The 20,000-nt window shown below is 72.1% G+C and carries 11 protein-coding genes; 9 read left to right on the top strand and 2 right to left on the bottom strand.

Going from position 1 to position 20,000, the window contains the following annotated elements:
- Positions 1-32: 32 nt before the first annotated feature.
- The 4 genes from HEP85_RS34635 (at position 33) to HEP85_RS34650 (ending at position 8,294) form a co-directional block, all read left to right on the top strand.
- Positions 33-2,771 (top strand): alpha-mannosidase, encoded by a 2,739-nt coding sequence (locus tag HEP85_RS34635; protein ID WP_365770785.1) that lies wholly within the window; start codon positions 33-35, stop codon positions 2,769-2,771.
- A gap of 108 nt (positions 2,772-2,879) precedes the next feature.
- The gene (locus tag HEP85_RS34640; RefSeq protein WP_168531462.1) at positions 2,880-5,861 is read left to right on the top strand and encodes a glycoside hydrolase family 2 TIM barrel-domain containing protein; all 2,982 of its coding nucleotides are present in this window, start codon (positions 2,880-2,882) and stop codon (positions 5,859-5,861) included.
- A gap of 179 nt (positions 5,862-6,040) precedes the next feature.
- On the top strand, positions 6,041-6,739 hold the full coding sequence (locus HEP85_RS34645) for an SDR family NAD(P)-dependent oxidoreductase (RefSeq protein ID WP_168531463.1): 699 nt from the start codon (positions 6,041-6,043) through the stop codon (positions 6,737-6,739).
- 145 nt (positions 6,740-6,884) lie between these two features.
- The gene (locus HEP85_RS34650; RefSeq protein WP_369657968.1) at positions 6,885-8,294 is read left to right on the top strand and encodes an FG-GAP-like repeat-containing protein; all 1,410 of its coding nucleotides are present in this window, start codon (positions 6,885-6,887) and stop codon (positions 8,292-8,294) included.
- Positions 8,295-8,481: 187 nt separating this feature from the next.
- Here the strand turns inward: HEP85_RS34650 and HEP85_RS34655 are convergent, their stop codons facing one another.
- A complete protein-coding gene (locus HEP85_RS34655) occupies positions 8,482-9,639 on the bottom strand; it encodes an alpha/beta hydrolase (RefSeq protein WP_369657969.1) in 1,158 nt (385 codons plus the stop codon).
- Between the two features lie 549 nt (positions 9,640-10,188).
- Here HEP85_RS34655 and HEP85_RS34660 point away from each other — a divergent pair.
- The 5 genes from HEP85_RS34660 to HEP85_RS34680 all read left to right on the top strand — a co-directional run bounded on the left by HEP85_RS34660 (position 10,189) and on the right by HEP85_RS34680 (position 18,617).
- Positions 10,189-10,875, top strand: coding sequence for a FadR/GntR family transcriptional regulator (locus HEP85_RS34660; protein WP_168531466.1), 687 nt, complete (start codon positions 10,189-10,191; stop codon positions 10,873-10,875).
- Positions 10,872-12,254: a hypothetical protein gene (locus HEP85_RS34665; RefSeq protein WP_168531467.1), complete on the top strand. Its 1,383-nt coding sequence runs from the start codon at positions 10,872-10,874 to the stop codon at positions 12,252-12,254. Before HEP85_RS34660 ends, HEP85_RS34665 begins: the two co-directional genes overlap by 4 nt.
- Positions 12,251-14,086 (top strand): GMC family oxidoreductase N-terminal domain-containing protein, encoded by a 1,836-nt coding sequence (locus tag HEP85_RS34670; RefSeq protein ID WP_369657970.1) that lies wholly within the window; start codon positions 12,251-12,253, stop codon positions 14,084-14,086. The genes HEP85_RS34665 and HEP85_RS34670 overlap by 4 nt, the downstream gene beginning before the upstream one ends.
- A gap of 203 nt (positions 14,087-14,289) precedes the next feature.
- Positions 14,290-16,647 (top strand): GH92 family glycosyl hydrolase, encoded by a 2,358-nt coding sequence (locus HEP85_RS34675; protein ID WP_369657971.1) that lies wholly within the window; start codon positions 14,290-14,292, stop codon positions 16,645-16,647.
- Positions 16,648-16,985: 338 nt separating this feature from the next.
- On the top strand, positions 16,986-18,617 hold the full coding sequence (locus HEP85_RS34680; protein WP_329528122.1) for a CehA/McbA family metallohydrolase: 1,632 nt from the start codon (positions 16,986-16,988) through the stop codon (positions 18,615-18,617).
- Between the two features lie 107 nt (positions 18,618-18,724).
- On the opposite strand, the gene HEP85_RS34685 is transcribed toward HEP85_RS34680, so the two are convergent.
- On the bottom strand, positions 18,725-19,879 hold the full coding sequence (locus HEP85_RS34685) for a DUF3103 family protein (RefSeq protein WP_168531468.1): 1,155 nt from the start codon (positions 19,877-19,879) through the stop codon (positions 18,725-18,727).
- Between the last annotated feature and the right edge of the window lie 121 nt (positions 19,880-20,000).

A 20,000-nucleotide genomic window follows, 5' to 3' on the forward strand; every position in this document is an offset into this window, starting at 1 on the left:
GCGTCACCCGCCAAGAGAAGGTCGCTCGCGCTATGCAGAACTCCGCCGACTCTGCCGTTTTCGTGCCCCATTTCCACTGGGACCGGGAATGGTACGAGCCTTTCCAGGTGTTCCGGCACCGCCTCGTCACCGCTCTCGACACCGTGCTGGAGACAGCCGAGGCGAACCCGGACTTCCGGTTCACCGTCGACGGGCAGATGGCCGCGATCGAGGACTACCTGGAGATGCGCCCGGAGAACCGCGACCGCGTCGTGGCCCTGGTCGCCGGCGGTCAACTCGCCATCGGGCCCTGGCTCATCCTGCTCGACGAGTTCCTCTGCTCCGGCGAGACCATCGTGCGCAACCTGCGGATGGGCTGGGCGGCCGCGGCGGACCTCGGCGGCTCGATGCCCATCGGCTATCTGCCCGACATGTTCGGCCATGTCGCGCAGATGCCACAGATCCTGGCGCGCGCCGGGATCGAGCACGCGGCCCTGTGGCGCGGTGTGCCGGGCTCCGTCGACGGCCACGCCTTCCGCTGGCGCGCCCCCGACGGCTCCGAGGTACGCACCGAGTTCCTCTTCGACGGCTACGACAACGGCCTCGACGTCCTGCTGGTACCCGACCAGATCGGGCGCGCCCTCGGCGAGTACGCGGAGATGACAGCCGGGCGATGGGGCGGCGACCCGCTGCTCGCGATGGCCGGCACCGACCACAACGCACCCGATCCGCAGCTCGCGGCCTGGCTGCGGCGCGCGTCGAGCGAGGAGCGCGCCATCACCATCGCGACGCTCGACGAGTACATCCGCGAGCACGTACGCGACGAGGTGTCCGCCGTCGTCACCGGTGAACTGCGCAGCCATGTACGCGGCAACATCCTCCCGGGCGTGCTCTCCGTGCGGCTCGCGCTCAAGCAGCGGATGGCCGTCGCCGAGCGCACCGTCGACCACGCCGAGCGGATGAACGCCCTGTGGTCCCAGCGGGACGACTCGCCCTTCCTCTCGCTCGCCTGGCACAAGATCATCGAGTCGTCCGCGCACGACTCGGTCGTCGGCTCCGGCACCGACGAGACCTCCGACCAGGTCGAGGCGCGTCTCGCCGAGGCAGCGCAGACCGCCCGCGCCGTCCGCGACGCCGCCCTCGCCGAGCCCGCCGCGCGGGTGCCGAGCGACGGCTACCTGGTCGCCAACCCGCTGCCCTTCCCCCGTACGGCCCTGGCCGAGGTGGACGTCGTGGCCCCGCCCGAGGGGACCGTCCTCGTCGCGACCGCCGACGACGGCTCGGCCCACCCGGTGCAGCTCGTCTCCCAGGCCCCGACCGTGCTCGCCGACGAGCGCATGGACGCCTCGCAGCTCGAACGCGTACTGCGCCGCATCCACCGCCGCGAGCTCTTCGGCCGTCTGATCGACCACTACGAACTCACCCCGGGGTCGTTGGTCTTCCACCTCGCCGAGGTGCCGAGCAGCGGACCGTTCGACCTGCTGATCCTGCGCCGCGAGGTCGCCGCCGCGGCCGCCGCGCACCCGGGGGAGTGGCGGGTGCTGACCCTGGAGGAGGCCCGCGCGACCGCGCTGGTGCCCGTGGACGTCCCCGCGTCCGGGCTCACGAGCTTCCGGGTCGCACCGAGCGACAGCGCCGCCGCACACCCGACGACGTCCGCCCCCGCGACGGCGACCGACCGCACCCTGTCGAACGGACTGGTCGAGGTCACGGTCGCCGCCGACGGCACCCTCGACGTGACCGGGGCCGACGGCACGGTACTGCGCGGGGTGGGCCGTCTCGTCGACGGCGGTGACCGCGGCGACAGCTACAACTACGCCCCTCCGGCACGGGACGTGCTGGTGTCGGAGCCGACGGAGATCGCCACCGAGCTCCTGGAGGACGGCCCGCTGCGCTCCAGGATCCGCGTCACCCGGGTCTACGAGTGGCCCGCCGCCCTCTCCTGCGAGCGCGACGTACGCGACACCCGCACCGTGCCGACCCCGGTGGAGACACTCGTGGAGGTGCGTGTGGGAGAGCCGTTCGTGCGCGTCTCGACGTCGTTCCTGAACCAGTCCGCCGACCACCGGCTGCGCTTCCATGTGCCCCTGCCCGAGCCGGCGGCCGGGTCCGCGTCCGCCGGACAGTTCGCCGTCACCGAGCGCGGGCTCACCGCCGAGGGAGGCTGGGGCGAGTACCCGATCCCGACCTTCCCCGCGAGCGCGTTCGTGTCGGCCGGCGCCGCCAACGTCCTGCTCGACCACGCCACCGAGTACGAACTCGTCGGCGACGGCTCCGAACTCGCCATCACGCTGCTGCGCGCGATCGGCTCGATCAGTGTCAACATCCATCCCCTGCGGGACGAGCCCGCGGCGAGCGAGATTCCCGCACCGGGCGCGCAGGACCTCGGCGTGCGCGTCGAGAACCGATTCGCCGTCGTGCCCTCGGCGACCGGGTGGCAGGGCGCGAACGCGGTCGCCCTCGCCGAGGAGTTCCGCAACGACGTGCTCGTCACCCGCGGGACCGCACCCGCCGAGGGCCGGCTGCCGGCCGCCGCGACCGGCGTGCGTGTCGACGGCAGGGACGTCCTCGTGTCGAGCGTCCGCCGCGTCGCCGACGACGACCGCGGACCCGGCACCGAGATGCGGTTGGTGGCCATGAGCGACACGGGATCGGCCGTCCGCGTGACGGGCGCGTTCACCGAAGCCACCACGGTCGACCTGCTCGGCCGCCCGCTGTCCACGACACCGGCCGCGGACGGACTCGAACTCGCCCTCGGCCCCTGGGAGATCCGAACAGTCGTGGTCCGGTAGCCCACGACCGCGTGCGAACAGGGCGACCAAGCCCCGATCAGTCGAGCCGGCGGACGCAGCCGGCGTTCGGATCCCCCCTTCTTTTCAGCAAGAAAGAGTTGTGACCTCGTGCCCTCCCAGAACTCCGCATACGTTTCGGACACCGCCCCGGGGCGTGGCGCGCTGCGTGCGGCGCGCTCGTGGCTGCACTCCGACGCCCCCACTCGTTCGCTGAACGGGGACTGGCGGTTCCGGCTGTCACCGACGGTGCCGGTGGGGGCGGACTTCGCGGCCGAAGGCTTCGACGACGGCGACTGGGACAGCATCCCGGTGCCGTCCCACTGGGTGCTCCAGGGCGACGGAGCCTACGGCCGGCCGATCTACACGAACGTGCAGTACCCGTTCCCGATCGACCCGCCGCATGTCCCGGACGAGAACCCCACGGGCGACTACCGCCGCCACTTCGACATGCCCGCCGACTGGTCGGGGGCCGAGCGCGTCGTCCTGCGGTTCGACGGTGTGGAGTCCCTCTTCAGGCTGTGGGTCAACGGCGAGGAGATAGGCGGCGCGAGCGGCAGCAGGCTCGCCCACGAATTCGACGTGACGTCGGCCGTGCGTCCGGGCGACAACGTCGTCGCCGTGCGCGTGCACCAGTGGTCCGCGGCCAGCTATCTCGAGGACCAGGACCAGTGGTGGCTGCCGGGCATCTTCCGCGACGTCACCTTGATCGCACGGCCGGCCGGAGGCATCGAGGACGTCTGGCTGCGGGCCGGGTACGAGCAGGGGCGGGGCCGGATCGAGGCGGAGATCACCGCCGGCGCGGCCGCGTTCCCGGTCACCGTCCGCGTCCCCGAACTCGGCATCGAGCAGGTCTGGGCCACGCCGGCCGACGTGGTCCCGTTCGACGTCGGCGCCGTGGAGCCCTGGTCGGCCGAGCAGCCGCGCCTGTACGACGCCACCGTGTCGAGTGCCGCGGAGAGCATCGCCCTGCGGGTCGGGTTCCGTACGGTCGAGATCCGCGGTGACCGGTTCCTCGTCAACGGCCGGCGCGTCGTGTTCCACGGCATGAACCGCCACGAGACGCACCCCGAGCGCGGCCGTGTCTTCGACGAGGAGCACGCCCGCGAGGACCTGGCCCGTATGAAGCGGTTCAACGTGAACGCGATCCGCACCAGCCACTACCCCCCGCATCCCCGACTGCTCGACCTCGCCGACGAACTCGGCTTCTGGGTCGTCCTCGAATGCGATCTGGAGACGCACGGCTTCGACAAGGTCGACTGGGCCGGCAACCCGAGCGACGACCCGGCGTGGCGCGACGCGTACCTCGACCGCATGCGGCGCACCCTCGAACGGGACAAGAACCACCCCAGCGTCGTGATCTGGTCCCTCGGCAACGAAGCGGGCACCGGCGGCAACCTCGCCGCGATGGCGGCGTGGGTCCACGCCCGCGACACCGGACGGCCCGTGCACTACGAGGGCGACCACACCGGCGAGTACACCGACCTCTACTCGCGGATGTACGCGTCGGTGCCGGAGACCGAGCGCATCGGAAGCGACGACTCACGGTCGCCGCTGATGAACTGCACTCCCGCACAGAGCGCCCGGCAGCGCACCAAGCCGTTCCTGCTCTGCGAGTACGCCCACGCGATGGGCAACGGGCCCGGAGCGCTCGACCAGTACGAGGCGCTGGTGCACGAGCATCCCCGGCTGCACGGCGGCTTCGTCTGGGAATGGCGCGACCACGGCATCCTGACGACCACCCCGGACGGTACGCCCTACTACGCGTACGGCGGCGACTTCGGAGAAGCCGTGCACGACGGCAACTTCGTGATGGACGGAATGCTGCTGAGCGACGACGTCCCCACTCCAAGTCTCCACGAGTACAAGGCGGTTGTGCAGCCGGTCCGCTTCACCTTCGACGGCGACGCCGAGGAAGTCGCGGTCACCAACCTGCGGCATTCCGCCGACACCTCCGACCTGCGCTTCGTCTGGCGCGTCGAGCACGACGGGACACTCGTGGACTCCGGGGACATGGAGGTCCCCGTCGTCGCGGCGGGCGCGTCGGGGCGGGTGAAGCTTCCGTCGGTCACGGTGGCGCACGACGCGGAGACATGGCTCACCGTCGACGCCGTCCTGGCGGCCGACACCGCCTGGGCGAGCGCCGGGCATGTGATCGCCACCGCCCAGCTCGACCGTTCGGCCCGTCGTCCCGCGCCCGGTGTCCGATCCCGTACCGACTGGCTGCACAGCGACGGAACGCTGACCCTCGGCATCGCCGAATTCGTCGACGGGTCCCTCGTACGGCTCGCCGGACGGTCCGTGACGGGCCCGCGCCTTGAACTGTTCCGTGCCCCGACCGACAACGACGAAGCCGCGTCCGACGAGGTCGAGGAGAGCGACGCCGCCGTCGCCGGGGTCTCCCAGGCCGCACTGTGGCGTGCCGACGGCCTCGACCGGCTGACCGTAAGGCGGGTGTCCGTGGAGCGCACCGCCGAAGCCCTGCGCACGATCTCCAAGGTCTCCGCCGCGAACTCCGGATCGTCGGTGACGGTGGAGACCGTCTGGTCGGTCGAGGGCGACGAACTCGAACTGCGGGTGGAGATCGAGCCCTCACGCGGTTGGCGGACGGTGTGGCCGCGCATCGGGATCCGCTTCGACCTGCCCGACGGCACGGCCCCCGTCGACGGCGCCGAGTGGTTCGGCCTCGGACCACTGGAGTCCTACCCCGACAGCCTGCGCGCGGCACGCACCGGGCGCTTCTCCTCCACCCTCCGCGACCTGTCCGTCGACTACGCGCGCCCCCAGGAGACCGGGCACCGCTCCCGGATACGACAGCTGACGCTGACGAGTGCAGGCACCGAGGTGCTGCGCCTCGCGACCGTGCCGGACACACGCGGACGTCGCCCCGGGTTCACGCTCAGCCGCCACACCCCGCAGCAGATCGCCCGAGCCGCACACCCCTACGAGCTGCCGGATTCGACCACGAGTCATCTGATCGTCGACGCGGCCCAGCACGGACTCGGCTCACGCGCCTGCGGACCGGACGTGTGGCCCGAGTTCGCGCTGCGCCCCGAAGCCCGCACGATCAGGCTGCGCGTCTCCGCGGGCTGACGAAGGGGCGCTCGAACAACGCGCGGACGCCGCCGGCGCGGTCGACGGTGGCGCGGGACCGACACGGGCCCGCCCCACCATGGACCGCGCCGGTGGCGGCGGAATCCGATCCTGGTACTGCCGGTTCCGGGGCCGGAGCGTCACTGGCGGGGCGCCGGCGCGTTGGGGACGATCGACGCATGACCACCACGTTCATCACCGGAGCCAACAAGGGGCTCGGCCACGAGACCGCCCGCCGCCTCGTCGCACTCGGCCACACCGTGATCATGGGAGCCCGCGATCCGGAACGGGGCAGGGCCGCCGCCACCGCGCTGGGCGCGCGATTCGTCCGGATCGACGTCACCGACGACGCGTCCGTGGCCGCCGCGGCGGCCGACGTCGCCGCGCACGAAGGCGTGATCGACGTTCTCGTCAACAACGCGGGCGTCCACGGTCCGCACGGCGACCCCGGCGACCTGACCGGCCCGGACGCCCTCGGCGTCTTCGACGTCAACCTCGTCGGGGTGGTCCGGACGACCACCGCCTTCCTCCCACTGCTGCGCCGGTCGCCCGACCCGGTCATCGTCAACGTCAGCAGCGGCATGGGATCGCTGGCCATCACCCACGACCCGTCCCGGATCGAGTCCTCCGTGATCGCGCCGCTCTACACCGCCTCGAAGGCGGCCCTCACGATGCTGACCACCCAGTACGCCAAGGCACTGAAGGACATCCGGGTCAACGCCGCCGACCCCGGCTACACGGCGACCGATCTCAACGGCAACAGCGGCCCCCAGACCGTCACCGAGGGCACCGACGCGATCGTCAGCCTCGCCACCGAAGGACCCGGCGCGGGCTCGGGACGCTTCATCGACCGCACCGGCCCGATCGACCTGATCTGACTGCGGCATCACGGCCCCGCCAGGTGAACCCGAGGTGAAGGGACGGCGTACAACCCGTACAACCCTTCGTCCCCCTTGCGGGTCAAGGTGGTTGCCGAGCGTGCGCGAAGCGCGGCCCACCGCTCTCCAGCCCAAGGGGTTCACCTTGTCCTCTCGAAGATTCCACCGGTCCGCCGTCACCGCGGCCGCGGCCGTCGTCGTGGCCGTGACCGGCGCGAGCCCCGTGGTGTCCTACGGCGAAGCGGCCTCCGCCGGCGCCCTCGCCGCCGGTGCCGCGGGCTCCGTGCGGGCCGACTTCGACGGTGACGGATACACCGACTTCGCGATCGCCGCTCCGGGCGGCACCGTGAACGGCAGGTCCGGAGCCGGATACTTCACCGTCGTCTACGGCATGGCCGACGGCCCCAGAGGCGTCAAGCGCCAGGTGATCAGCCAGGACCGCTACGGGATACCCGGCACGGCGGAGACGGGTGACCGCTTCGGCAGCGACCTCACGGCGGCCGACCTGGACGGCGACGGCTTCACCGACCTCGTCGTCGGAGCCCCGGGCGAGGACATCGGCAGCGTGCGGGACGCCGGGCGGCACACGGTCCTGTGGGGAAGCGTGGGCGGGCTCATCGACGCCTCCGTCATCGGCGACGGCCGGTCGGAGACCAGGGCCGGTGACTTCGACGGGGACGGGCATCTCGATCTGGCGACGGCCGACCGCATGCGCTACGGGCCCTTCGGCCGCACCGGCGAAGCGGCTCGCACCGGGCCGCTCGTGGACCTGGACGTCCGGCTCTACGCGATGGAGGCGGGCGATGTGGACGGCGACGGCAGGACGGACCTGGTCGTCAGCAGCGGTTCGTGGGACTCGGACGCCGGGGGGAAGGTGCCGCCGCCGCACCTGCAACTCTTCCGGGGCACCAGGAAAGGTCTGGTGGCGGGGCCGGTCATCGCCTCCCCCGACACCGTGTCCGCGGACAGCATCGCCCTCGGCGACGTCAACGGCGACGGCCGCCAGGATGTCGTCTTCGGCCGCAGTACGGCGGCGGGCGGCGGCCTCGTGGGTGTGGTGCGGGGTACGGCGAGCGGGCTCGCCCCGCGGGCCACGCTGATCGGCCAGAACACCGCCGGCGTCCCCGGGACGGGGGAGAGCGGCGACGGTTTCGGCACCGGTGTCTCGGTCGGGGACGTCACCGGTGACGGGTACGCGGACGTCGTCGCGGGGATCCCCGGCGAGGACCTCGCCGGCCGGACCGACGGGGGCACCTTCGCCGTCCTCAAGGGGAGCGCGTCGGGTCTCACCGGGACCGGGGCCCAGGTCTTCAGCCAGAACACGGCCGGTGTGCCCGGTACCGTCGAGAACGGTGACCGGTTCGGCAGCCGCACCGCCGTCGTCGGCCGGTACGTCGTCGTCTCGGCGCCGCGGGAGAACACCGGTTCCGGCGCGGTGTGGGTCTTCGCCACCAACGCCTCCGGCGTCACCGCGACCGGGTCGGTGAGCTTCGGACCGGGCACACTCGCCGCCCCCGTGCCCGGCGCGCAGCTCGGCTCCGCCTTCCATCACTGACGGACGCGACGAGGCGTCCGATCGCGGCCCGCGGCAGGAAGGACGCACGGGGGCGGCCCCGGTTGCGGAACGCTCGCGGTGCCCGGAACCGCACCGGGGCGTCTGCGACCCGGTGGCGCACTCGCCGGGGAGCCGGAGAGTGCGCCGGACACCGTCCGCGGGACCACGGGGACGACCGGGGGTTCGGTCACTTGCCGGCGCCGGTGCCGGCGGGCGCGTACAGCGCGTCGTGCAGCGCCGCGTTGGCCTGGGCGACGGCCTCCTTGGCGGCCTCGGTGTCCGCCAGCGCGTTGAGCATCATGAAGTCGTGGGTGACGCCGCCGTGGTGGGACGAGGTGACCGGCACACCGGCCGAGCGCAGCTTGGCGGCGTAGGCGTTGGCCGCGTCGAGCAGCACATCGGAATCGGTGATCATCAGGGCGGGCGGCAGTCCGCGCAGCTGGTCGACGGTGGCCCGCAGCGGAGAGGCCAGCGGGTTGCCGCGATCGGCCGCGCGCGGCGCGTAGGCGTCCCAGAACCACTTCATGGCCGGCTTGGTGAGCCAGCAGTTCTCGGCGAAACGGTTGTAGGAGGCCGTGTCGAAGTCGGCGTCCGTGACGGGGTAGAGCATGACCTGCTGCCGGAAGTGCGGGCCGCCGCGCTGCTTGGCCATCAGGGTGACAGCCGCGGTCATGTCTCCGCCCACCGAGTCGCCGGCGACCGCCAGGCGGCTGCTGTCCACGCCGATCTCCCGGCCGTGGCCGGCCACCCACTGGGCGACGGCGTAGGCCTGCTCGACCGGTACCGGGAACTGGGCCTCGGGGGAGGGGGTGTAGTCGACGAAGACGACAGCGGCGCGGGCACCGTGGGCCAGCTGCCGGACCAGGCGTTCGTGGGTCGTGAAGTTGCCCAGGACCCATCCGCCGCCATGGATGTAGACGATGCCGGGCAGGTCGCCCTTGACCCCGTCGGGACGGACGACGTGAACGGAGACCGGGCCGGTCGGGCCGCCGGGCACGGTCCGCTCGCTGATCTGCGCGGGCAGCATGTCCACCGGCCCCGCCTGCAGCTTGTTCAGTACTTCGCGGGCGGCGTTGTACGACATCTCGTACAGCGGCGGCCCGCCGGCGGCCGCCAGCCCGTCGAGGAAGTCCTGGTCGATCTTCTCGAGCTTCACCGGCGGTGTGCCGCAGGCGACGTACTTCGCCTTCGCCTGGTCGCCCACGACGCTCGTCAGCGTCGTGCTCTTGTCGGAGGCGCGGTCGCCGCCGCAGGCGCTCAGCGTCGCGCTGGTGGTGGCCAGAAGGGCGAGCAGGACGCAGACGCGGGTCCTGCGGGATATCGGCCGTCGTTGCGAGGCTGTCATGTGTGCGGATTCCCAACGTGATCGTAGGTTCCCCCAGGTCAGCCTGTTCGCATCGAGGGTCACCGACCAGCCGGGTTAGGCCGCAGGAGTGTCCTGCGGCGGTGGGCGTCGGAGGGTGCGTCCGCCGGGTGACGCGCTCCGGCGCCGTCGACCTGTCCAGGACAGAGCCCTGCGACCGGAGACGGCGGCCAGCGGGGACGCACGGCGTGCCGCCGGCGGGCGGGTTGGTCCGGGGCGGCGGGGCCGGTCCGGGCGGCCCGGGATCGGCGGGGCCGGTCCCGGTCGGTGGGAGGCCGTCGCCCTTGACCGGGGCGGGGGCATGCGCTTACCTCGTAGCGCACCGCCCCCGGCCCACGTGGACAGCGCCCCGTCACGCGCTCCACTGTCCGGCTTACCCGCCAACTCCGCGCTCCTGAACCCCACATGACGCGGCGCTCCGAGACCCGCGGGTCAACGGCACCGTGCCACGATGGGGTTGACCCGCAGCACCCTCCACTGGTTCAGTGGCTCAGCCACTGAACGAATCGGGCACTCACCGGAGGAGGAACCGTGGAGGCGCTGCCCCGCGAGACCATCGTGGACGTCCTGGAGGGGCGACTGCGCACCGACATACTCGACGGCCGTCACCCGGCCGGGAGTTACCTGCCACCGGAGCGCCAGCTCGCCGACGGTTACGGAGTCACCCGCACCACGCTCAAGCACGCCTTCGGGCGGCTCGTCCAGGCCGGTCTGCTCGAAACCCGGCACGGTGTCGGGACCCGGGTGCGCGACTACGCCCGGCTGGGCGGAGCGGATCTGCTGCCCATGCTGGTCCGGCACGACGCGAAATGGGTCCGTGAGATCTTCGAAGTACGGCGCAGCATCGGCGCGTTGATCGCCGAGCGGGCCGCCACGCGCGCCACTCGCGCCCAGCGGGCGGAGCTCAGCGCCCTGCTGGAAGCCGTACGGGAGGGCGACGACGCCGACGCGGTACAGCTCGCCGACCTCGAAGTGCACCGAGCCCTCGCCAGGGCGACCGGAAACCGCGTCTACGTCCTGCTGACGAACACACTGTTCAACGCCTACCTGCCCGTCCGTTCCCTGCTCAGGGCCCCCTTCACCGACCCCGCGGCGGCCCATGAACGGCTGTCCCCCGTCGTGGCGGCGGTGCTGGCCACGGACGCTCCCGGGGCACACGCGGCAGCCGACGCCTACCTCGCGGCCACCGAGCGCATCATGCTGGACAACCTCGCATGAGGGGCACCGTGTTCACCGAGACGATGCTCGGCACGGTCCGGCTCGACGCCGACAGCCGGGAGCGCCGCATACGCCTCGACCTGCGCGCCGAGGCCGACGAGGTGCTGCGCCCGCACCGTACGACCCGGGCCCGCCTGACCGGCCGGGTGCGGATCACCGGTATCGCCGACGCGCCCTGCGAGGAGGGCGAGTTGGAGATCTCACCGCTGGCCCGGCGGCGCATCCGCTACCGGCTCACCTTCACCGCCGACGGCCGCACCCTGGTACTGGACGGCTGGAAGTCCGTCACGGCACGCCGCCCGGTCGCGTCGATGACCGTCCTGCCGGTCACGCTGTACGAGGACGGCGCGCGGGTCGGCGAAGGCGTCCTGCGGTTCCCCCTCACGACCGGTCTGGCACCGTTCGTCCTCAGCTTCCGCTTTCCCCGCCGCGAGGACCACGCCGAGCACTTCGCACCGCGCTGGAACGGCACACCGGGCCGCACCGAGGTCTGGTACACCACGCTGACCGACCCGGCGAGCGGCACCGGAGTGTGGCTGCACCACGAGGTGACCGCGCCCGCCGACGGCTCGGAGGCGTTCGCCCACGGATGGGTCGCGGCGTTCCCCCGCGAGGGAGAGGTGCGGCACGCCCGCTTCGGGCCCGTCCCCTGGACCTGGCCGACGGACGGATTCGAGGGTGGTTCCGTCACCGCCGCCCCCGGACAACTGGAGGGAAGCGCCGACGACTTCCGCTGGAAGATCACCGAACGCCCTCAGGGGGCGAGCCTGTTCACCTTTCCGCGCTGGTCCTGGCGCCGGCCGCTGCTCCCCGCCGCCCAGATGCTGCCGGCCGCGCGGGCCACGTACGACGGCGTGTTCTCGTACGGGCAGGACACCTTGACCCTGCGCGGCGCACCCGGCGCCTCGGCCCGCATCTACGGGCACGGCAACGCGCACCGGTGGACCTGGCTGCACGCGGATCTGGGCGGCGGCGACGTCCTGGAGATCGTCGCGGCCGTGTCCACCAGGCCCGGTCTGCGACGGCTTCCCCCGCTCGTCTTCCTGCGCCTGCGCCGGGGAGACCGGACCTGGCCACGGCGGGCGGAGCGGTCCGCCATCGGCTGGCTGGGCCTAGGACGGTTCCGCGCCGGATTCGGGCTGCCGCGATGGACGGTGACCGGCCGCACCGCGCTGCGCCGCATCCGGGTCGAGGTCGAACAGCCCGCCGAGCGGACCCTCACCCTGGAGTACCGCGACCCGGACGGCGCCCGCGCGGTGTGCCGCAACAGTGAGTCCGCCGACGCCCGTGTCGTACTGGAACGCTGGTGGGGCCGCTGGCGCCCCGAGCGGTCCTGGGTGCTGGACGGCACCGCGCACGCCGAGGCGGGCGAGCGATGACCGCCGAGGGACTCATCGCCGCGCTGCTCGCCGACGACGGCGAGCAGGACTGGCCCGCCCGCGTGCCGCGCCGCCTCGACACGGTGCTCGCCGCGCTGCCCCGCCCGGCCAGGGCAGGGGTGCACACCGCCGTCGCGGCCGTGGAGACGTACGCCCTGCTGCGCACCGGCAGGCGGCTGGCCGTACTCGGCCCCGACGAACGCGAGAGTGTGCTGCGGTCGCTCGGCGCACACCCGCGTCTCGTGCCCCTGCTCGACGTCCTGAAGGTGCCGGTCCTGCTGGCCGCGGGCACCGAACGCAGGCCGGCCGTGCCGGCTCCCGTGTCCGCTCCGCAGGACCCGCCCCTCGACTGCACTCCTGCGCACGCCTGGCCCGCGCGCTCCACCGCCGACGTGGTGGTCATCGGGTCCGGAGCGGGCGGCGCCGTGGCCGCCCGGACGTTCGCGCGCGCCGGGATGAGCGTCGTCGTCCTGGAGGAGGGCGAGCACCACTCGACGGCATCCTTCGGACGCCGGGCGCCGCTCGACCGTTTCACCGAGCTGTACCGTGACGGCGGTGCCATCGCGGCGCTGGGCAACCCACCCCTCCTGCTGCCGGTCGGCCGTGCGGTGGGCGGCACCACCGTCGTCAACTCCGGTACCTGCTACCGGACTCCGGAGCATGTGCTGGCCCGGTGGCGCCGTGTGTACGGATTCGGTCTCGCGGAGGGCCTCGGAACCCGCCTCGACGAGATCGAGCGCACCCTCCGCGTGGCCACCCAACCCCTCGACGTACTGGGGAACAACGGCCTGCTGGCGCTCGCCGGCGCCGAACGGCTCGGCTGGCGGGCCGGTCCGCTGCGGCGCAACGCCCCCGGCTGCAAGGGCTCGTGCCAATGCGTGGTCGGTTGCCCCACCGGCGCCAAGCAGAGCGTACAGCTCTCCGTCCTGCCCGCCGCCTGCGCCGCTGGAGCCCGCATCGTCACCGGTGCGCGGGTCCGGCGTATCCTCCTCGACGCCGACGGGCCGGGAATCCCGCGCGCGGCCGGCGTACGGGCGCGGCGGCCGGACGGCAGCGAACTGGAGATCCTCAGCCCGCTCGTCGTGACCGCGGCCGGCGCGCTGGGGACCCCACCGCTGCTGCGCCGCTCCGGACTCGGCGGACACCCGCGGCTCGGCCGCAACCTCAGCGTGCACCCGGCCACCAGCGTCGCGGGACGCTTCGCCGAGCCGGTCACCGCCTGGCGGGGCGTCCTGCAGAGTGCCGGAATCGAGGAACTGCACGACCAGGGCATCCTCATCGAGGCGACCGCGAGCCCGCCCGGCATGGGAAGTTTCGTCCTCCCCGGTCTCGGACGCGAGCTGCGGCGCGAACTGGAGGACGCGGAGCGCCTCGCGACCCTCGGCGCCATGATCGCGGACCGCCCCTCCGGGTGGGTCCGGGGCCGGGACCGTACCCTCGTCCGCTACGACCTGGACCCCCGTGACGGGGCGCGGCTGATGACGGCCGTACGCGCCATGGGCCGGCTGCTCTTCGCCGCCGGCGCCGAGGAGGTCCTCACCGGCGTCCCCTCCGCACCGCGCGCCCGCTCGCTGGCCGAACTCGACGAACTGCTCACGCGGGTGACCGCGCGGAACCTGCATCTCTCGGCGTTCCACCCGACCGGCACGGCCGCCGCGGGCGACGACCCGCAGCGCGCTCCCGTGGACCCCGAGGGCCGGCTCCGCGGCGCCCACGGGATCCTCGTCGTGGACGGCTCGGTCCTGCCCGGCTGCCCCGAGGTCAATCCGCAACTGAGCATCATGGCGGTGGCTCTGGCGATCTCGGAGAACTGGCTGGAGGGAACGGGCTGAACACTCCGGCGCCGTGACCGGTCGTGCGACGCATGGACGGCGGAACCGGCGGGCAACGGCACATGGCGATACCCCGGTTGGCGTCGCGACACCCGAACTGCCCGCCGGTCCGGCGCCCTTGACGATTACGTGTACACGACGAAGAATGATCGCGCTCCATGCTTTGACAACGTTGTCCAGGCTTTGAGGAGGCGTTCCCGCCCATGAGATGGACTCAACGGCTGCGCGGCGCGGGGATGGCGGTGGCGACCGCCATGCTCCTCGGCAGCTCCCTGGCGGTTCCGGCGGCCCGGGCGGCCGTCCCGCCGAGCTCCCCGCTCACCGATCTGGTCAATCCGTTCATCGGAACGGAGAACGAGGGCAATACCTACCCCGGCGCCGCCGTGCCCTTCGGCATGGTGCAGTTCTCGCCGGACACCGGCCACAACACCGGCTACGACTACTCCCAGAACCACATCCGGGGCTTCTCCCTCGTCCATCTCTCGGGCGTCGGCTGCGGCCTGGGCGGCGACCTGCCCGTGCTGCCGACCACGGGTGACGTCACCGAGACGGACTACGCCAAGTACGAGGCGGAGTTCAGTCATGACAGCGAGCGGGCCGCCCCCGGCTCCTATCAGGTCGGTCTGAAGACCGGCATCGAGGCCGAACTCACCGCGACCGCCCGGACCGGTGTGCAGCGATACACCTTCCCGGCCACGGACAAGGCCAACGTCCTGCTCAACGCGGGGCAGTCACTGCACAGGACGATCTCCACCAAGGTCGAGATCCTCGACAGCCGCACGGTGCGCACCGCCATCACCGGCAGCGGCTTCTGCCAGGACACCAAGCCCTACACCGTCTACACGGTCACCCGTTTCGACCGTCCGTTCACCACCTCGGGCACCTGGAACGGCGACACCGTCACCGAGGGTTCCAAGGAGTCGGTGAGCACGGGACGGGGCGGCGCCTTCGTCCGCTTCGACACGACCAAGGACCGGACGGTCGAGGCGACCACCGCGCTCTCGTACGTGGACGCGCGCGGCGCCGCCCTCAACCTCCGTTCCGAGGGAGGCCGTTCGTTCGACTCCGTGCGGCGTGCGGCGCACCGCGCGTGGGAAGCCCGGCTGGGCACCGTACGGGCCCAGGGCGGCGGCGACACCCTGCGCCGCACGTTCTACTCGTCGCTCTACCGGTCCTTCCTCGCACCCAACATCGGCAGCGACGCCGACGGCCGTTACACCGGCTGGGACCAGCGGATCCACCGCGCGCAGGGCTTCACCTACTACCAGAACTGGTCCCTGTGGGACACCTATCGCACCCAGTCACAGCTGCTCTCCCTGCTCGCGCCGCGTGAGGCCCGGGACATGGCGATCTCCGTCATCAAGATCGACGAGGACAGCGGCTGGCTGCCCAAGTGGGGCTACGGCACGGTCGAGACGAACATCATGACCGGCGACCCGGTCACCCCGTTCCTGACCAACGCCTACCAACAGGGCCTGCTCAAGGGCGCCGGCGGCTACGAGGAGCGGGCCTACCGCGCCCTGAAGAAGAACGACGACGGGGTGCCGCCGGCCGACTCGCCCGCGGTGGGCCGCGAGGCCAACAAGGAGTACCTCGCGAACGGGTTCGCGCCCTACGTCAAGGACCGCCCGCACGCGAAGCCCGGCGACTCGGACTACGACCACGGAGCCTCCGCCACCCTGGAGTACGCGCTGTCCGACGCCATGCTCGGCGCGATGGCACGGGATCTGGGCCATGACGCGGACGCGGCACGCTATGCCGCACGGTCCCGCAACTACCGGAAGATCTTCGACGCCTCGACCGGTTTCTTCCGGGCGCGGGACGCCTCCGGCGCCTTCACCGGACCGGCGGACCCGGCCCTGAGCGAGGGCTTCCACGAAGGTACGGCCTGGCAGTACCAGTGGCTCGTGCCGCAGGACCTGCCCGGCATGGTCGACCTGATCGGCGGCACGCGGGCGGCCAACGACCGCCTCGACTCGTTCTTCGCGTACGACCAGTTGGTGAAGGACCCGGCGAAGACGGCCCGCGAGGTGTGGGTCAATGGCCCGTACGACTACTACAACGCGGACAAGTACAACCCGCAGAACGAGCCCGACCTCATCGCCCCGTACACGTATCTGTCGACGGGACAGCCCTGGAAGACGACCGACGTGGTGCACGCCGCGCTGACGCTGTTCACGGACGCGCCGACCGGCATGACCGGCAACGACGACCTCGGCACGATGTCCGCGTGGAACGTGCTCTCGTCCATCGGGATCTACCCGGTGCAGCCCGGTTACGACACCTGGGGCCTGTCGACGCCGGTCTTCGAGCGGGTCGACCTGGCGCTCGACCGGCGCTACTACCCGCGCGGCACGCTGACCGTGAGCGCGCCGGGCAGTTCGGACCGCGACCGCTACATCCGGTCGGCGCGGGTGGACGGCTCCCCCTACGGCCGTACGTATCTGACGACCGAGTCGCTCCGGCACCTGCGGTCGCTCTCCTTCACGGTCGGCGCCGAACCGTCCGCGTGGGGGACGTCCCCCGACGCGGCCCCGCCCGCTGTGCAGCCGGCGGGGTGAGCCGGCACACGGCACACGTCCGAGGGTGAAGGTCGCGGCACCCGCCCACGCGCTGGTCGATGACGCGCGGGGCGGGTGCCGCGATCGTGTGCACGGACAGGACGGCGGTCCGGTCCGTGACAGGGCGACGCGCCGGATGCGCCGGATGCGTCGGATGTCCGTGTACCCGTCCCCGGGCACTGGTTCCGCCAATGGTCCTGACCTGCGGCAACGCGGAGGAGTACGCCACGGGCAGTTGCCAACCGGGCCATCCGGGACTCATGTGTCGTTCACCGAGGCGTATGAGAGTCCAGGGCATCCCATGTACCCACCACGAAGACATTGCTGAGGACACATACATGTGCCGTGACGGACACTGCGAAAGCCACGTGAACATCTTCGAGCCCGAGGCGGGAGGCGACGGCGAGGCGAACGGCTCGCTGGGCCGTCGTCGGCTGCTGGCCGCTGGTGTCGCGGGCGCCGCGGCCATCACCCTCGCCCCGGTCTCGTTCGCGGAGGCGGCCGACAGCACGACCGCGGGCGCGCCGCCGAAGACCGGTGAGGAGACCCGTGTCATCACCGGGCTGCTGCCCACCGGTGTCGCCGACTTCGTGTACCTCCCGGTCGAGGTTCCGCGTGGCGTGCAGAAGATCGCCGTGTCGTACTCCTACGACAAGCCGGCTGTCCCGTCCGGCACGCCCGGCAACTCCTGCGACATCGGCGTCTTCGACGAACGCGGCATCGAGCTGGGCGGCCGCGGCTTCCGCGGCTGGTCCGGCGGCTTCCGCACCTCGTTCGAGATCAGCAACAGCGAGGCCACCCCGGGCTACCTGCCCGGCCCCGTCGGCCGCGGCACCTGGCACATCGTCCTCGGCCCGTACCAGGTCGCGCCCCAGGGTCTGAACTACCGCGTGCAGGTGACCCTGACCTACGGCGAGCCCGGCCCGGCCGCCGTCAGGAACTTCCCGCCGCGGCGTGCCAAGGGCCGTGGCCGCGCCTGGTACCGGGGCGACTGCCATCTGCACACCGTGCACTCCGACGGTAAGCGCCAGCCCGCCGAGGTGGCCGCCGGCGCGCGCGCCGCGGGGCTCGACTTCATGGTCTCCACCGACCACAACACCTCGTCCTCGCACGGTGTCTGGGGCCAGTACGCCGACTCCGAGCTGCTCATCATCACCGGTGAGGAGGTCACCACCCGCAACGGCCACTGGCTGGCCCTCGGCCTGGAGCCCGGCGAGTGGATCGACTGGCGTTACCGCAACCGCGACGACGCGTTCCCGCGCTTCGCCCGCCAGGTGCGCCGCAGCGGCGGCATCGTGGTGCCCGCGCACATGTACTGCGCGTATGTCGCGAGCCAGTGGAAGTTCGGCTTCGAGGATACGGACGCCACCGAGGTGTGGACCGGCCCGTGGACGTACGACGACGAGCACGCCATCAGCACCTGGGACCAGAAGATCGGTGAGGCGGTCCGCAGTGGTGGACGCTGGGTCCCGGCCATGGGTAACAGCGACGCGCACAGCGAGCCGCAGGTCATCGGTATGCCGCACAACGTCGTCCTCGCCGACGACCTGGCCACCGACTCGATCATGGACGGCATTCGCGCGGGCCGCAGCTACATCGCGGAGACCTCCGCCGTCCAGCTGACCTTCACCGTCTCCGGTGACGCCAGGCAGGCCGGCATCGGCGAGACCCTCAAGGTGTCCGCCGACGCGCCCGTGGACGTCCGTCTCGACGTGAAGGGCGTGCCCAACGGCACGGTCCGTTTCATCACCGACGAGGGTCAGATGCACCAGGAGTCGGTGGGTGCCTCCGGCGAGGGCACCGTCACCTGGCGGACGACCGCGTCGCTCGCCGCGTACGTCCGCGCCGAGGTCCGCCACCCCATGGCGGACGGCACGCCCGGTCAGGGCAACACCATGGGCGCCGCGCTCATGTTCGGCCCGATGGCCGCCCTCACCAACCCCGTCTTCCTGAAGAAGACCGGCCGCTGATCCCCGCCGGGATCCGTCGTCCGGTCACCGCGTGGTGAGGGACGGCGTATCGCGGCCGAGCCGTGCCCGGGGAGTCCCCGGGCACGGCTCCTTCCGTTCGTGCCGACTCAGAACTCCTGCACGAAGTACGGCTCCACGGTCATCCAGCCGTTGCCTCGCGCGCCGTAGCGGGTGCCGTTGTCACTCTGGGCGAGGGTGTACCAGGAGTCGACGTAGTCGGGGTCGTCGGTCCACCAGTCGTCCGGGATGGCGTCCAGCACCGCGTTCACCAGGGGAACGTAGGTGCCCTGGTCCGTGATGGTCAGCAGGGCCGTGGCGATGGCCTTGGCGAGGTCGCGGTAGTTGGTGCTGCCGTCCTCCTCCATCATCACGGCGTCGGCCAGGTCGTACTTGTAGTTGGACCAGTTGACGAGGATCTGGTTGGGCCGGTAGACGGTGCCGTCGTTGTCGAGGTACGGCATGTCGACGGGGTCGACCCGCACCTGCCCGTCCTGTCCGAAGCCGGTGACGAGCGTGTAGATCTCGGCGTCGCCCTTCACCCAGGGCTCCTCGTCGTCCGAGAGCTCCACCGCGGTGATACGGCTGGTCCAGAAGCCCGCGCCGGCCGCCCGCGCCCGCTTGGTCCCGTCCGCCTGCGATGCCGCGGTCGGGGTGGGGGAGTTGAGGCCGTACCGACGGAACTGCTCGTCGAGGACGTCCAGGCCGGCGGCCAGTGCCTTGGAGCCGTCGATGTCGACGACGTACACGGGGTGGGAAGGGGTGTGGCGGGCGTCGAGGGTGTGCGCCCGGCCGTGGCTGTCGTAGGCGACGACGGTGGTGGCGGCGTCGTCGGAGGTGGCCGGGGCGACCCACGGCGCCGTGCCGGAGGTCAGGGCACCGCGCATGCTGTCGGACCCGAGGCGCAGCCGGAGCAGCGGACCGACCTTCGTGTCCAGGCCCTTGGCGGTGGCGATCCGGCGGTCGGCCGCGGCCAGCGTGGCCTTCAGGCCACCGCCCGCCCGCCCGGCGAGGGCCGTGACGGGCACCTCGTCGGAGGTGAGGGCGGCGTGCTGCACGCGGGCGCGCCAGGCGGAGTCGGCGAGGGAGCGGGCGATCGAGCGGGCGGCCTGGTCCTGTGTCGCGTCGACCGAGGCCGCGGTGGAGGGAGCGGGGGCGGCCGCGGTCGCCTGCAAGGCGCCGGCGGTCTGGCCGGCGGACAGGACGAGCAGGGATCCCACGAGGGTGGCGACGGTGCCGCGCCGACGGGATTGACGGGGTCTCACTGGGGCGATCCTCCAGGTAGCGGGGGACGGATGGTCGCTGTCAGTGGAGCTGGTGGAGCTGGCGAAGCAGGTGAAGCGGGAGAAATGAGGAGAAGCGGGTGTCTATGCGAGTAGATACCCG

The sequence above is a fragment of the Streptomyces sp. RPA4-2 genome (assembly GCF_012273515.2).
Lineage (GTDB): Bacteria > Actinomycetota > Actinomycetes > Streptomycetales > Streptomycetaceae > Streptomyces > Streptomyces kaempferi.

Excerpts from the sequence above, each read along its gene's own strand:
- HEP85_RS34665 (WP_168531467.1), top strand. The coding sequence starts at position 10,872 with ATGAGGGGCACCGTGTTCACCGAGACGATGCTCGGCACGGTCCGGCTC.
- HEP85_RS34670 (WP_369657970.1), top strand. The coding sequence starts at position 12,251 with ATGACCGCCGAGGGACTCATCGCCGCGCTGCTCGCCGACGACGGCGAG.
- HEP85_RS34645 (WP_168531463.1), top strand. The coding sequence starts at position 6,041 with ATGACCACCACGTTCATCACCGGAGCCAACAAGGGGCTCGGCCACGAG.
- HEP85_RS34680 (WP_329528122.1), top strand. The coding sequence starts at position 16,986 with ATGTGCCGTGACGGACACTGCGAAAGCCACGTGAACATCTTCGAGCCC.
- HEP85_RS34655 (WP_369657969.1), bottom strand. The coding sequence starts at position 9,639 with ATGACAGCCTCGCAACGACGGCCGATATCCCGCAGGACCCGCGTCTGC.
- HEP85_RS34635 (WP_365770785.1), top strand. The coding sequence starts at position 33 with ATGCAGAACTCCGCCGACTCTGCCGTTTTCGTGCCCCATTTCCACTGG.
- HEP85_RS34675 (WP_369657971.1), top strand. The coding sequence starts at position 14,290 with ATGAGATGGACTCAACGGCTGCGCGGCGCGGGGATGGCGGTGGCGACC.